Origin of the sequence: Nostoc sp. (assembly GCF_036917935.1) — a bacterium.
Classification (GTDB): Bacteria; Cyanobacteriota; Cyanobacteriia; order Cyanobacteriales; family Nostocaceae; genus Nostoc.
The window spans coordinates 43092-57494 of record NZ_JBALEL010000022.1 but is presented as its reverse complement, the minus strand read 5'-3'; the positions used below and the strand labels follow the sequence as shown (position 1 = coordinate 57494).

At 40.0% G+C, this 14403-nt stretch carries 16 protein-coding genes and 1 pseudogene; 9 read left to right on the top strand and 8 right to left on the bottom strand.

Annotated elements, in window-relative coordinates:
• Nucleotides 1-460: 460 nt before the first annotated feature.
• Both V7K62_RS09760 and V7K62_RS09755 read right to left on the bottom strand, forming a co-directional pair.
• Nucleotides 461-1588: a succinylglutamate desuccinylase/aspartoacylase domain-containing protein gene (locus tag V7K62_RS09760; RefSeq protein ID WP_334863733.1), complete on the bottom strand. Its 1128-nt coding sequence runs from the start codon at nt 1586-1588 to the stop codon at nt 461-463.
• A gap of 342 nt (nt 1589-1930) precedes the next feature.
• On the bottom strand, nt 1931-2569 hold the full coding sequence (locus tag V7K62_RS09755) for a histidine phosphatase family protein (protein ID WP_334863731.1): 639 nt from the start codon (nt 2567-2569) through the stop codon (nt 1931-1933).
• Nucleotides 2570-2706: 137 nt separating this feature from the next.
• On the opposite strand from V7K62_RS09755, the gene V7K62_RS09750 reads away from it, so the two are divergent.
• Nucleotides 2707-2883, top strand: coding sequence for a hypothetical protein (locus V7K62_RS09750; RefSeq protein ID WP_334863730.1), 177 nt, complete (start codon nt 2707-2709; stop codon nt 2881-2883).
• A gap of 1 nt (nt 2884) precedes the next feature.
• Here the strand turns inward: V7K62_RS09750 and V7K62_RS09745 are convergent, their stop codons facing one another.
• From V7K62_RS09745 to V7K62_RS09735, 3 genes are all read right to left on the bottom strand, one after another.
• Complete coding sequence (locus tag V7K62_RS09745; RefSeq protein ID WP_334863729.1) at nt 2885-3169, bottom strand: PEP-CTERM sorting domain-containing protein; 285 nt, start codon at nt 3167-3169, stop codon at nt 2885-2887.
• A 254-nt stretch (nt 3170-3423) separates the two neighbouring features.
• Nucleotides 3424-3606, bottom strand: a complete 183-nt coding sequence (locus V7K62_RS09740; protein WP_099103871.1) for a CsbD family protein — start codon at nt 3604-3606, stop codon at nt 3424-3426.
• 350 nt (nt 3607-3956) lie between these two features.
• Nucleotides 3957-4421, bottom strand: coding sequence for a hypothetical protein (locus tag V7K62_RS09735; protein WP_334863728.1), 465 nt, complete (start codon nt 4419-4421; stop codon nt 3957-3959).
• 254 nt (nt 4422-4675) lie between these two features.
• Between V7K62_RS09735 and uvrB the strand changes: the two genes are divergently transcribed.
• The 6 genes from uvrB to V7K62_RS09705 all read left to right on the top strand — a co-directional run bounded on the left by uvrB (nt 4676) and on the right by V7K62_RS09705 (nt 9798).
• Nucleotides 4676-6673 carry an excinuclease ABC subunit UvrB gene (gene uvrB, locus V7K62_RS09730; RefSeq protein WP_334863727.1) on the top strand — a complete coding sequence of 666 codons (1998 nt, stop codon included), beginning with the start codon at nt 4676-4678 and terminating at the stop codon, nt 6671-6673.
• A 114-nt stretch (nt 6674-6787) separates the two neighbouring features.
• On the top strand, nt 6788-7348 hold the full coding sequence (locus V7K62_RS09725) for a Uma2 family endonuclease (protein ID WP_334863726.1): 561 nt from the start codon (nt 6788-6790) through the stop codon (nt 7346-7348).
• A gap of 204 nt (nt 7349-7552) precedes the next feature.
• Entirely contained in the window at nt 7553-8434 is an 882-nt protein-coding gene (locus tag V7K62_RS09720) for a hypothetical protein (protein ID WP_334863725.1), read from the top strand.
• 80 nt (nt 8435-8514) lie between these two features.
• Nucleotides 8515-8745: a type II toxin-antitoxin system VapB family antitoxin gene (gene vapB / locus V7K62_RS09715; protein WP_334863724.1), complete on the top strand. Its 231-nt coding sequence runs from the start codon at nt 8515-8517 to the stop codon at nt 8743-8745.
• The gene (locus V7K62_RS09710) at nt 8742-9128 is read left to right on the top strand and encodes a type II toxin-antitoxin system VapC family toxin (RefSeq protein WP_334863723.1); all 387 of its coding nucleotides are present in this window, start codon (nt 8742-8744) and stop codon (nt 9126-9128) included. The genes vapB and V7K62_RS09710 overlap by 4 nt, the downstream gene beginning before the upstream one ends.
• Nucleotides 9129-9195: 67 nt before the next feature.
• On the top strand, nt 9196-9798 hold the full coding sequence (locus tag V7K62_RS09705; protein WP_334863833.1) for a Uma2 family endonuclease: 603 nt from the start codon (nt 9196-9198) through the stop codon (nt 9796-9798).
• Nucleotides 9799-9917: 119 nt separating this feature from the next.
• Here V7K62_RS09705 and V7K62_RS09700 read toward each other — a convergent pair whose 3' ends face one another.
• From V7K62_RS09700 to V7K62_RS09690, 3 genes and pseudogenes are all read right to left on the bottom strand, one after another.
• The gene (locus V7K62_RS09700) at nt 9918-11393 is read right to left on the bottom strand and encodes an ABC transporter ATP-binding protein/permease (RefSeq protein ID WP_334863722.1); all 1476 of its coding nucleotides are present in this window, start codon (nt 11391-11393) and stop codon (nt 9918-9920) included.
• 36 nt (nt 11394-11429) lie between these two features.
• Nucleotides 11430-11858: a hypothetical protein gene (locus tag V7K62_RS09695; protein ID WP_334863721.1), complete on the bottom strand. Its 429-nt coding sequence runs from the start codon at nt 11856-11858 to the stop codon at nt 11430-11432.
• Nucleotides 11859-12204: 346 nt separating this feature from the next.
• Nucleotides 12205-12516, bottom strand: a pseudogene (locus tag V7K62_RS09690) (tetratricopeptide repeat protein); the annotation flags it as partial.
• Nucleotides 12517-12773: 257 nt separating this feature from the next.
• On the opposite strand from V7K62_RS09690, the gene V7K62_RS09685 reads away from it, so the two are divergent.
• Together V7K62_RS09685 and V7K62_RS09680 are read left to right on the top strand one after the other, a co-directional pair.
• Nucleotides 12774-13493, top strand: a complete 720-nt coding sequence (locus tag V7K62_RS09685) for a rhomboid family intramembrane serine protease (RefSeq protein ID WP_334863720.1) — start codon at nt 12774-12776, stop codon at nt 13491-13493.
• Nucleotides 13494-13620: 127 nt separating this feature from the next.
• Nucleotides 13621-14292: a rhomboid family intramembrane serine protease gene (locus V7K62_RS09680; protein WP_334863832.1), complete on the top strand. Its 672-nt coding sequence runs from the start codon at nt 13621-13623 to the stop codon at nt 14290-14292.
• Nucleotides 14293-14403 lie beyond the last annotated feature (111 nt).

The window sequence follows — 14403 nt, the reverse complement described above, 5'->3', positions numbered from 1 at the left end:
AAATTCTCTGGTCGGTAGCAAAACATTTTAGATCCCCCTAAATCCCCCGATAAATTGGGGTACTTTGATTCCGGTTCCCCCCTTATTTAAGGGGGGTTAGGGGAGATATAGAAGTGCCTAAAATTACAGCCGAACACTTTTAAAACATCCTTATTCTCTCTTCAGTATCTTACACCAAACTTAACTATTTTTAATCCTAGCAGCATGATTGTATTTTATCTAAAAACCGACTCTACCGATCCCTTTATCTGACTTTTCACGTTGTATGGAAAAGCCTACGAAAGACCTAACCCCCTAACCCCCTTCCCGACACGGGAAGGGGGAAAATTCAAAGTCTCTCTCCTTGTAGGAGAGAGAAATAGAAGTGAGGTTTTCTAGATACCGTGAAAAGTCAGATCCCTATATAGAATCGAATAATAAATCAAACAGTGGAGTAGAGGCAGAACTTTAAATTTAGTTGCTAACTAATAACTCCCAATACAAACTCGCCTTCATTCACAGCTTGATTGGTTGCGACATCATAAACTAATCCATCTTGTTGAGCGCAGACATCAATTAGACTGGGTAACTTACCCTCTTTATTAAAACTGAGAATTTGATAGAGTTTTTCTCCCGCTTTTACATAACTACCTAATTCTATTCTCGCTTGAATCATGCCACCTGCGATCGCATAATATTTTTTCCGGTTGCTGCTAGATGCAAAAGTCATCTCATGGATTTTTGTGTCATTCAATAAATTAGAAATTTGCAGTACACCCTTTTGCGCTAAATAGTTTTTTACACCCCTTACACCTTTAGCGACTGAATCAGGGTTTATTTGCATTCCTGTTCCTAATTCCAGTGTCCAAGCTTCCACATCAAACTTAATTTCTCTACCAAACTCTTTAAAACAAGCTTCCAGTGCTAACCAAGGTTTAATAAAAGCTTCATCAAAAGCATCACCATCATATTTATCAAGTAAGATTCCAAAATCAAGACCGAAATATTTTGCACTGTCTTCTCGATTTCGGAAGTAATAAAGATAGTCTAAAGCTTGATTTGTAGAAGTATGTAAGTCAATTAAGTAGTCTGCATCTAAACTCAGATTTTGTAGTTTATAGCTAAAAAGCTCAGTGTAAGGCACACTACTGGGAGAATTAATTTTTTCTATAATTTTGGCAAATTGTTGCTTAATTATATTTAGATAATTTTGTCGAACGACTTCTAGATCAATATGAAGTTGAGATTTAGTAAAAGCTACTAAATCATCAGCTTCTTTCTCATAGTCCCAAAAGATGCGATTCCAATCTTTGGCTTCATAAACGCAATATCGACCAGGCGAAAAATGGTGCGATCGCTCATTCGTTCCCATTGGATTACAAACGGGAACTAGCCAAATTTCTCCAGTTAAATCTGGATCATTTATTGTTAATAAAAACTCAATTAATTGATGAATAACGGCATTACCAGCAATTTCTGCACCGTGAAGATTAGATTGAATGTAAACCTTTTTACCAGGTTGAGCGCCGATAAACTTGTAAACTTGTAAAGACAAGCGATCGCCCGAAGCCATTTGACGTAAGACAATAGTTTCAATAACTGGCAGCATGACACAACTCAGCGATGATTTTATTTAAGCATTGCTAGCGATCGCCTAAATATTACGATGTTAACGATGAATATTGCAATGTTGATGATGAATATTACGATATTGATAATGAATATTACAATATTGCTGATGAATATTACAATATTACTTATGAATGTTGCAATATTGATAACAAAAATTGCAATGTTGATGATGAATATTACAATATTACTTATGAATGTTGCAATGTTGATGATGAATATTGCAATGTAGACCATTATCAGCTAATGATTCATAAGTGCGATGTCTACGACAAAGGAAAAAATAATAACTCCTAACTCTTAACTCCTAACTCTTAACTTCTCATGTCCCTGGTAAATTTCGCAAACGCTCATCCAAATGACTACGCTCTGCCAAAACCTTTAATAGCGGCCCATGTGAGGTAAATTCTACAATACTGACCGAAGCAACGGGGCATCCCAAACGAAAACGGAAGCGTCCCACATCAATCCCCAGTAAACTACACAGAATAGTTCTGATAGTTGCCTTGTGAGAAACCACTAACACATTGCCACTGCTGTAATTTCGCTTGATTTCTTCAATTACCTGTATGGCGCGAAAAGCAATTGTAACTGCCATTTCTCCACCAGTTGGCCCATTCCAGGCGGGATCTGCTGACCAGCGAATATAATCATCGTGATATTCACGGCTAATTACTTCTGGGGTTTTTCCTTCCCACAAGCCATAGTTGATTTCCTTCAAACCATCCCTAAGTTGTGGTTCCATTCCGATGGACTCACATAAAGGTTTTGCTGTCAATACAGTTCGCCGCATTGGACTACAAAATATTGCTGTCCAATCCATAGAACTATATGCAGATGCAAAAGCCTTTCCCATCTCCAAGCCTTCTGGAGTAAGTTCTGAGTCTATGGAACCGCAAAAGGAATTATTGCGACTGCATTCTGTCTGTCCGTGACGGAGAAAATAAAGAGTTAGGCTCACGGTATATTCTCATCGATTGTGAATTTAAGAGCGCTAACAATCAGATGTAGCTGAAGATAGTTAATGCCCGTGCTATAGTACTACAATTTCATGATATTTGGAATTGAATTTTCAGATTGGGCAAAGTTAACGCAGCTATGCCCCTCGTAGACATCGCCTTCAAAGAGCAAGTCTTGCTTGGTACAGCGATCGCTTCTGATTTTATCGCTAGTCATGCCAAAAATGAAAAACCTGTTTTTTTGCAGAACAGGCTTGAGAAAGTTATGATTTTTTGGACTTATCCAGAAAACAAAAACCTCTTTAGAAGTTCTTAAGTTAAGCTTTTGCGATATCTTTTGGTTGCTGCTTGTACTTGCGGCAGAAAGCTAGACCAAAACGACCAACTGCTAATAAACCCAATGTAGTTAAAGGTTCGGGGACAGACACTTTAGTTTTGAATCTGCTGGTAACAAACAGACTATACACATTATCATCATTACTTGGGTTTAGAGTATTTAACGCGACGAACGTATCACCTGTCTGGACAAAAGGATTAGGATCGGCGCTATTACCAAGGGCTTTTATTTTATAAGGGCTAAAGTGCTTACTACAAACACTCAAAACTGGATTGCTAAAGTAATATAAATAGTTAAAATATCTAAGCTTTAAAAATTTTTGGGAAGTGTAGAGACGTGATTAATTACGTCTCTACAAAAATCTTGCCAATCAAGCTAATACTCTATTCTCTAGCCTTTACTTAGGGAATATCAAAAGAGTTTAGCTTGGTTCTCAAACAACTCATATCAGATTTTTCTGCAAAAATGGAATTCACCCCATTTATATCCCTAGAGTTTCTGCAAAAAAATCATGAATTATTAGTCAATGTTCTTCTTGACATTATCTTTCACATCTTCAATTCCGTGACGTACTTCGCTTTCAGCTTGCTTTGCTTTACCTTTGGCTTTATCTTCTGGATCTCCAGTTACATTTCCTAATGCTTCTTGAGCTTTACCTTCAACATTTTTAGCAGCAGCCTTTGCGCGATCTTCTATGCTCATTTTGTACTCCTTATTTAATGAAGAATTTATTTCAAAGCTATAAATTAACTTTGAAATCTTTTGTTATTACTTTTACACAGTAGCTTAAAGTTTTTGCTAAAGCCTTCCACCACAAGGCAGATTCACTAATTCAAAATTCAAAATTCAAAATTCAAAATGAAGAAAAGTAATTGTAGTAAGCATCCTGGCTGTTGGCTGAATATAAAATAAAGTAAGAATACTTGAGTTACCTATGCTAAAAGACATAGAACAAATGTAAATCTGATCATCTCTGCTTTTGACTGTTTAACTAAAAAAACCCAGTTTCGTATAAAAACTGGGTTAATTAAAGTTATGGGGATATTTTTTGTCTAATCTAGAAAACCCATCAGGCTTTCAGAATTGTCAACCTCATTTGATGCTATCGGACGATTACCGAAGGTGGAATAGCTTTCATCAATTACCAATAAACTTGAGCCAATTGGACGAATCCCAGAGAGGTTGATACTTTCAACAACTTGGAATGTATTAGCACCAATTGGACGAATACCCATTGAGTTATAGGTTTCAACTACTTCCAAGGTACTGGTGCTAATGGGACGCACCCCAGCAACTGAGAGGTGTTCAGCAACTTCTAAGTCGCTAGCGCCTATAGGACGAATTCCAGAAATGGCGAGTGTTCCAGAAGCTCCCACTGGCAGTTCATTAACTTCCTCGACTTTATCAGCATTCAAGCTCTGGTCTTGTTGATTTTCAACTTCCTCTGTAGCTTCCCCTGGAGACTTGGCATACTTTTGCCGAGAACTGCTTGCTTTGCCAGCGTTGCTAATAGTCATAAACGAAAACCTCTAGTTTGTTAATTGGATTTTACAATAATTAAGGAAAGATGAAATTTTTTCCCATATACCTTAAAGTTTAACCTTAAAAAACCTCATATAGATATAAGAATCTTTAAAACTGATAGATAAGTAAATTTAAATTATTAATTCTTGTAAATAATTATTACTATTTATTTAGTCTAATAAGCCAGCTACAATGGATACAGGGCGGAATCGTCACCATGAGATAGGGTATATTACAGCAAAACTGTATGACAGAATTTTGTCTTCAAGCTCCCTTTAGTCCCACAGGCGATCAACCACAAGCGATCGCTAAACTAACTGCTAGTATCCAATCAGGCAATCGTTACCAAACTTTACTAGGAGCTACTGGAACTGGCAAGACATTTTCGGTAGCAGCAGTTATTGAAAAAATTGGCAAGCCTACTTTAGTTCTGGCGCATAACAAAACCCTGGCTGCACAGCTTTGTAACGAGTTACGAGATTTCTTTCCCAACAATGCAGTTGAGTATTTCGTCAGCTATTACGATTATTATCAGCCAGAAGCGTATATTCCCGTTACCGATACTTATATTGAAAAAACGGCGGCAATTAATGATGAAATAGATATGTTGCGGCATTCAGCGACGCGATCGCTTTTTGAACGCCGTGATGTCATTGTCGTTGCTTCCATCAGTTGCATTTACGGTTTGGGAATGCCAGCAGAATATCTGAAAGCTGCCATCCCCCTTCAGATAGGTATGGAAGTAAATCAACGCCAAATTTTACGAGATTTGGCAAATGTTCAATATAGCCGCAACGACATCGAAATGGGCCGGGGAAAATTTCGCGTCCGTGGTGATGTCTTAGAAATTGGCCCAGCTTATGAAGACCGAATAATTCGTGTCGAATTCTTTGGTGATGAAATTGACGCGATTCGCTACATTGACCCAGTGACAGGTGAAATTCTCAAAAGTTTGGAAGCGGTGAATGTCTACCCCGCGCGTCACTTTGTCACGCCAGAAGAACGGTTAGAAGTAGCTTGTCACGACATTGCAGCCGAGTTAAAACAGCAAAAACTAGACTTAGAACAAGCTGGGAAACTATTAGAAGCGCAACGCATAGATCAACGTACACGCTATGACCTAGAAATGCTGCGCGAGGTAGGTTACTGCAACGGCGTTGAAAACTATTCGCGTCACTTAGCAGGAAGACAAGCTGGGGAATCGCCAGAATGTTTAATTGATTATTTTCCTAAAGATTGGCTATTAATTATCGATGAATCTCACGTTACCGTACCCCAAATTCGCGGGATGTATAACGGCGACCAAGCGAGAAAAAAAGTTTTAATTGAACATGGATTTCGTCTTCCTAGCGCTGCTGATAACCGTCCCTTAAAAGCCGAGGAATTCTGGCAAAAGATGAATCAGTGTATTTTTGTTTCAGCAACTCCCGGAAATTGGGAATTAGAAATTTCTGAAGACCATGTAATTGAGCAAGTGATTCGACCAACTGGGGTAGTTGATCCAGAAATTTCCGTGCGCCCCACAGAAGGACAAATTGATGATTTGTTGGGCGAAATTAAAGATAGAGCCGATCGCCATGAACGAGTGTTAATTACCACATTAACTAAGCGGATGGCGGAAGATTTAACCGAATATTTGCAAGACCACGGTATCAGGGTACGGTATTTACATTCTGAGATTACTTCTATTGAGCGCATCGAGATTTTGCAGAACTTACGCGAAGGAAAATTTGATGTTTTGGTTGGTGTGAATTTGCTGCGGGAAGGTTTAGATTTACCTGAAGTTTCTTTAGTGGCAATTATGGATGCAGATAAAGAAGGTTTCTTACGAACCGAGCGTTCCTTAATTCAAACTATTGGTAGAGCCGCGCGTCACGTCCAGGGACAAGCGATTTTGTATGCCGATAATATGACAGGTAGCATGATTAAAGCTATTGATGAAACAGACAGGCGGCGGGGGATTCAAACAGCACATAATCGACTTCATGGGATTACACCACAACCAATTGTCAAAAAATCAAGTAATGCGATTTTGGCTTTTTTAGATGTATCTCGGCGATTAAATGCAACTGACTTGAAAGTTGTAGATGAACATATAGATGAACTGCCATTAGAACAGATTCCAGGGTTGATTACTCTGTTAGAAGCGCAGATGAAAGAAGCGGCGAAAAAACTGGAATTTGAAGAGGCGGGGAAATTGCGCGATCGCATTAAGCATCTGCGGGATAAAATGCTAGGACATTAACGTGAATCTTATCGCAGTTCTCAGTTGAGTGAGGTACAAGAACCCCACCCCCAACCCCCTGCTCGCTCTTCGAGAGGGGGCTATGATTTAACTCATGTGATTAGGAAACGCTATATGCTTACCAATATTCGCCTAATTAGTGTTCAAGAATATCACCAAATGGCGGAAATGGGTATTTTTCATCCTGAAGAACGCTTAGAATTAATCGCGGGACAAATCATCAGAATGTCAGCAAAAGGAACTGCTCACGAATCAGCGATTACCCGCACAGAAAGGTTATTACGTCAACGTTTGGGTGACAAAGTTTTATTAAGAATCCAGTCACCAGTGCAACTTGACGATTACTCGGAACCAGAACCAGATATTTCAGTAGTGAAGCTGAATCCATTAGATTATGACGATCACCATCCTAATGCTTCCGAAGTGTTTTTACTGATTGAAATAGCTGATTCCAGTCTCAAGTATGATCGTGAAGTAAAAGCGAACGCTTATGCTAAGTCAGGGATCATTGAGTACTGGATTTTAGATGTCAATGGACGCAAGTTGTATATGTATCGTCTCCCCAGTCCAGACGGATATCACAGTGAGAACATACTTGCAGAGGACGTGACAATTTCACCTTTAGCTTTCCCGGATTGTGCGATCGCTATTCGGGAATTATTGCGAAAAATCTAGGAGGCGATCGCCAGAAAGCTTTCTGTTAGTATTAAGGTGAAATTGCCGTAAGGATTAGTTGTGGGACAATTAGGTTTAAGTTAAAACGCTATGGGCATTAGGTGTGAAGGAACTGCAAAACTAAGAATTCTGGAGACGGATGAAGTTTTTGAGGTTAATCCTGATGATTTAGAGTGGGAGTTTGTTGAAGCTGATCAGAGATCAATGGGAGCAGAATTACATTATTGTGCAGCATTCTACTTTGACAGTGAGCAAGAGGGATTTGAAGTAAAGGTTGAATGGGACGCTTGGGAGTATCCAATTGGATGTGTCGAGTGCAGTGATGTGGAATGCGAGGGCTGCGAACTGCTACAAGATTTCTATATCTATTCAGACAGCCTTGAAGAAATTGAACTAACTTTTACTGAATCTCCAAAAGCTATAGCAGAGGCATTCAGCGAATTAAAGATCAAGATACAGGATGAGTACAATAGTGAGCTTTCTCTCAAGGAGTATAAACTACTAGACGACGGTTCAATGATGATCATAGTCGCCTATCCATCACGAATTTCAGATGGTGACAGAATCATCAGAGAACCCTTGGAGCAAAGAGTTCGTGAGTTGGAGAATGAAAAGGCCCATCTAAAAGGAAAGCTTGAATCTAAGGATTTAGAAATGGCGAGACTCGAAAGACTTCTTGCAGCACCCAAAGTGCAAATTAACAATTCTGGCAATCTTCAAATAGGAAGCAAAAATAGCATGAGCGACAATCGCACAATTAATACAAATGGCGGTAATTACTATGAATCCATTAACACAAAAGGTGGTAATTATGTTCAAGGTAACTACATCAATATGAGCCAAAATCTGACTCAAGCCGCATCTCAAATTCAAGAGCTGATAGAACAACTGCAAAACAGTGGTGTAGCAGTTGATGTTGCTCAGGAGGAAGTAGCGAGGGATGTAGCGACTCAAGCTCAGAACAATCCTACGGTGAGGGATAAATTAATAAAATGGGGACAATCACTGGGAGACGCAACGATAAGTGATGTAGTTAAGGGTGTTGTCAAACTTGGGATTCGTTCAGTAGGAATTCCATTGCCATAAAATCGATTAACACCGAAAAATAAAATCTCTTCCAGAAATTCCCCTAAAATTAGAAGTAGGAGAACCTCTCAGGAGAAATCATGGCTATTGATGCAGAAATTTTACAAACACTAGATCAAATGCCAGAGCCACTTAAACAAGAACTCTTGCATTATGCTAAATATTTAGTTGAGAATTATTCAAAGGCTGTTCCCCAAGAGAGTTTACTACAAAAAAAGCGTCGTTCTGGCATCTTAAAAGGAACTTTTGTTTTACCTTTGCCTGATGACTTTGATGAACCTCTGGAAGTTTTTAAGGAATATATGGAATGAGTGATTTCCTTTTAGATACTCATGCCTTTATCTGGCTAACTGAAAATGACTCCAGCCTTCCAGATAATCTGAGGATGATGATCAATACCGCAGATATAGTTTATCTGAGCATCGCTAGTCTTTGGGAAATTTCCATCAAGTTGAACCTTGGCAAATTATCGCTTCAACAGAGCTATGAAACAATAGGTTCTGCGATCGACGCTTCAGATATTCTCATACTTCCGATATCTTTTGCCGATACAGTTCAAGTTCGGAATCTCCCGCTACATCATGGCGATCCATTTGACCGAATGTTGATTGCACAGGCTATCAATCATTCCTTAATTATTATTAGCAGCGATAAAAAATTCGATGCTTATTCTGTTCAGAGGATGTGGAAATAGTCATACTAAAAGAGAACGCCCTTTTTTCGCTATCCTAAATAAAGTGAATCATTAAGAGATCGCACCGATAGTTGCTTTACCTGACAATATTTTGATGAGTGCAGAAGAATATCTGATTTGGGAACCCACCCAAGAGGAACGCTACGAGTATTGGGATGGCGAAGTTGTGATGATGAGTGGTGCTACGCGCAACCATAATCGGATTTCTGCAAATTTCTTTAAACTCTTAGATGATGCCCTAGCCGATCGCTCCTGTGAAGTATACATTGTAGATGTGAAGGTTCAGGTAGAACCGGGGCGAAAGTATTTTTATCCAGATGTGGTGGTGACTTGCGACGATCGCGATGACGATCCACAATTGATACAATATCCCTGCTTAATTATCGAAGTGCTATCACCATCAACGGAAGCAGTCGATAGAGGCAAAAAGTTTGCCAAATATCGCCAATCTCCAACCTTGCAAGAATATGTCTTAGTACAAGTAGCTCAACCGGGTGTGGAAGTCTTTCGGCGCAACGAACAGGGAAAATGGGTGCTGTCAGAGTATAATTTGGGCGATATATTACGGCTGGAATCGGTGAATGTAGAAATTGCGATGTCTACGACGGGCTACGCCTACGCTCATTTGTACCGCCAAGTGCAATTTGAAGCCGAAGCCACGGAAAATTGACATGATAGATAGTCAATATCAGTCAGCGATGTTCATAATAGGATTCCAGATCAACGTTATAAAAATCTTAGCAATCTGCAACTAGAATCGGTGGACTCAGGTAAATCCTGTTGAATCTACTAAACGGCGCGATCGCGCTGATAAGACCAAGCCGCCAATAAACCAAAAGCACCACAAGCCCAAAGTAGCCAAAGTAAATGTAAAATTAGGTGGTTATCGTGGTTCAAGTTAACCGCCGATAGAATTAATTGCCGAAAGTGGTAGAACGGCGAGAATGCAATTAAATCTTGTACGATTTGCGGTACTGGAAGTGGAATTGAACCGCAAGCAACAGGAATAACAATTAGCGATAGGCTAAGAATGGAATCAGCACTTTTGGGATTTAGCAAGTACCCCAATGCAAGACCGAGAATCGCAAAAGGGATAATTCCTAAAATTAGGCTTGATATCAGAGCTAACCCTTGAGTCAAATCCATTCTCATCTCAAGTTGCCAGCTTGCTAATCCGAAGATTAATAAAAGGCTCACAGTACAAATGAGAAGCGAGGTAGCAATCTTAGCCGCCATATATACTGCTGGTGGTAAAGGTGTGGCTCTCAAAAGCCTCAGCCATTTTTCCGATCGCTCTACTGCAATTCGTTTACCCAGTCGGTCGATGACAATCGTGAAAAGTATGATGCCAGACAGGTAAACGACTGTTTCTGTTGCCTCTTCTCCTTTCAATCCTTGCAATTTTAACAACGGGACGAATCCCACCATTGCGAGTGTTGCAATTAAAAAGACTGGAGTGCGAAGTAGTTGAAGGATTTCAAACCAGAACTGTTGTTGAAAAATGCGTTGGATGTTTTGAGAAGAAGTTTCAGGTAAATTCTTTGTCTGTGTAGTATTTTCAGGCTGATTTAATAAAGCGTTATCTTCTAAATTTATTATCTCCTCAGTTAGCTGCCCTTCAGGGGGACTTTCAGTAATTTTATGGATAGTGACAAAGCGAGTTGCTAAGGTATTTAATCTATCCCGATCTGGTTCATTATTTGTCACCATTATAATAGTGACTCCTCGTTGACGGCAGAGTTTGATTTCCTGCCAAAATTTTTCACGTCCCGGTTCATCTAGACCTATAGTTGGTTCATCAAAGACGAGCAGTTCGGGATTACCTGCTAGAGCAAGGGCAAAATTAAGCCGCTGTTTATGCCCAAAAATTAATTTAATTGCCCAATCGTTTTCTTTATCTTTCAGCTTAACTTTGTTGAATATTTCTTCAGTTGAAAGTGGATTAGGGTAGTAGCTTATCCATATTTCAATAAGTTCCTTTACCTTAACATTTGTTGGAAACTGTACATCTTGGAAAACTACTCCAACATGGATTTTTGAGTTAGCACTCTGTGGTGAAAGCCCCATTAGCTCAACTTCTCCACTACTAGGTTTGACTAACCCTAAAATCAGATTCAGTAGAGTAGTCTTGCCAGCATTATTTTCACCGCGCAACCAGATGAATTCGCCTCGCTTAACAATCAGATTGATATCCTGTAAGATAGGAACTTGCTGGAATCCTTTGGGAACTACCTTGCAAACGTGCTTGAGTTCGATAATGTTCATAGCTTGTGTGAGGAAAAATATAGATAAGATTTAGAACTAATGGAGTGTCATTTGCATTAGAAACCAAACCGCAAAGGAAGCGGCAACAGCAGGCATTAACGAAACACCGAAAAAAGTGGTTAAAATTACGATTCCTGCTGTTCCTCCTGCAAATCCCCAAAAGTTGATAGCAAGAGAGTTGGTGGAATCAATTGGTGGTATACAAGTGCTGAATAAGCAAAATTCACTTCCTTTCGTTATCAGAAAGAATGTGGCAAGGATTGCAACTCCTAAAACTCCTAAAACAACCCATTTATTCAGGTGTAATGAAAATCCTGAACCGAGAATTTTTAAGGAAACGGCTGGAGTTTCTATAGGATTGGCATGAGATTGTATTTGTCCATCTGAACTTGGAACAACTTGCGGGTTGTTGGAGGAGGATTGCACAAGGTCGGGAGATTGTTGAGGGTTGTTAGAAGGTTGCATTTTGGTTGATTACTCCTTTATTTCGTGAAATATTCGACAAAGTTGGAAATTAAGATAGTTTTGCTAAAGCACTGTCTTAATTGCAAGCCATACTACTGCACCAATTCCGACGGCGACAGCTAGGGGAACACCGCCAATAACAGCCATAAGACTTGCAACTCCAATTCCAATAACACCGCCTGTGATGTCTGGATGCTCTTTTGCTCTCTTGAGAACATCTTCTCTCTCTGGCAGTTTAGGTGGTGGAGATATGCCAGGTGTTTGAGGTTGAGGAGTAGACCAGGGTTTAGGTGATAGACTACGATCGCTCTGTGCTATTTGCTTTTGTTCTTGAGAGCGATCGCGCAGCTATGCAGAGATATCGCCATACTGTTTCTTCTACATCTTGAGCATTTACAGTCAAATCTATTTCAAATTGTTCAGCGCCCTCAGCAAATCTTTCTGCATAATAATACGATAATCCCCGTTGCCAGAGGTACGGTTTGATACGGTTATCCAATTGCTCCGCCATATCAAAATCTTGAATAGATTCATCAATCTTGGCCAGTTGAAAGTTAACCATACCTCGACGAATGTAAGCATTAGGATTTTTCGGCTGATTGCGAATGGTTTCATGACAGCGCTGGAGTTGATTTTCCAGAGAATTTGAAAAAAACATGAGTAACCAAGCCTATATGAGAATTAACTAGCATATATCATCCTATGAAATATCTAAAATGAACAAAATCAGCACTATAGTCAAGCCCCTCCCCTTTCTTCTCTAACTGGAAATTTATGGCATGATGCTTACTGCTTCAAGGTAAGTCCTACAATAAATCTCAAATATTAAACTGAGATCCATCCACGAGGTAGAAGAAACTACTTACCAAATTCCGTATTGTAGAATTGCTGTCTTAAAATCAGGAAAAAACGCCCGTGGTTCCAATTAGCGATAATAATCCGACAAAAATCACGCCTTATGTAACTTATGGGCTGATTGCTGTCAATGTCCTCGCTTTTCTTTATGAAGCAAATCTTCCCCCGCAAGCATTAAATGGGTTTCTACACCTTGCGGCTGTAGTTCCACGAGAACTGACTTTAAGCTTTGCTGGTGTCTCTATACATCAACCAGTACCAGAGTGGGCAACTTTGATTACTTCCCAATTTTTGCACGGCGGTTTTTTGCACTTAGCCGGCAATATGTTGTTTCTTTGGATTTTTGGTAACAACGTTGAAGATAAATTAGGTCATGCCAAATATTTGCTGTTTTATTTATCTTGCGGTATTTTGGCATCATTGACACAGTGGTTCTTCGCTCAAGATTCTAGCATTCCTTCTTTGGGTGCGAGTGGTGCGATCGCAGGTGTCATGGGTGCATACATTCTCCGCTTTCCCAACGCTGAAGTTCTTGGCGTCGTACCTTTAGGATTTTTCTTCCCGACTTTCCGTGTCCCCGCATATTTCTTTTTAGGATTCTGGTTTCTCGAACAAGCCTTCTACGGACTTACTAGTCTCGAAGCACGTACCAATATCGGTATGGAAAGTGGCGGTATTGCCTATTGGGCCCATGCAGGTGGGTTTATCTTCGGGGCAATTCTCGGCCCACTTTTGGGTTTATTTAGCGATAAATCCCAGGAAGAATCTTGGTATAAGTAATTCTTTATGGTATCCTAGCGCCCCTCAATTATACTGTTTGATTTAATCGGTGATAATTGTCTAACCTTCGCAACAGCTAGCCTCACAAGCTATATTGCAGTTAGTCAATAATTTAGGAAAAACACCTGTGTTTCCCCTCTACGACGAAAATCCGACGCGAGTCACCCCGTATTTCACCTACGGGTTAATTGGCATGAATATTTTAGTTTTTATTCACGAGGTCAGCCTGTCAAATGCACAATTGAGTCAGTTTTTAAGTCAGTATGCAGTAGTGCCTCAAGAGTTAACCACCAATTTGAATGGAGAGTGGATAACGTTATTTACGTCACAATTCTTACACGGTGGTTGGTGGCACTTAATCTCGAATATGGTGTTTCTCTGGGTTTTTGGCAACAATATTGAAGATCGATTGGGTCATGCCAAATATCTGATTTTTTATTTGGCGTGTGGTGCTTTAGCTGCTTTGTGCCAATGGTTTATTGGTATGAATTCTGAGATTCCTTCTTTGGGAGCAAGTGGTGCAATTTCTGGGGTTTTGGGTGCGTACATTATCCGCTTTCCCCACGCTAAAGTCATGACCTTAATATTTTTGGGGTTTTTCATCACCACAATCAGAGTGCCAGCACTAGTAATAATTGGACTTTTCATTGTGCAAAATGTGATATCCGGTCTTGCTACACTGCAAACAGCCGCTAACATGACTGTAGAAACTGGTGGAGTTGCGTACTGGGCACATATCGGTGGTTTTGTTTTTGGGGTAATTCTCGCTCCCCTATTTGGCTTGTTTCGGCGCGACTAAGTACAGCATTTCCTAAAACTCGTAGCGAAAAAATTGCTACCTCTTAATCCTCTGCGTATCCTCTGCGCTAATCTTCTCTGCCAGACGCTGCGCTAACGCTAACGCCAACGC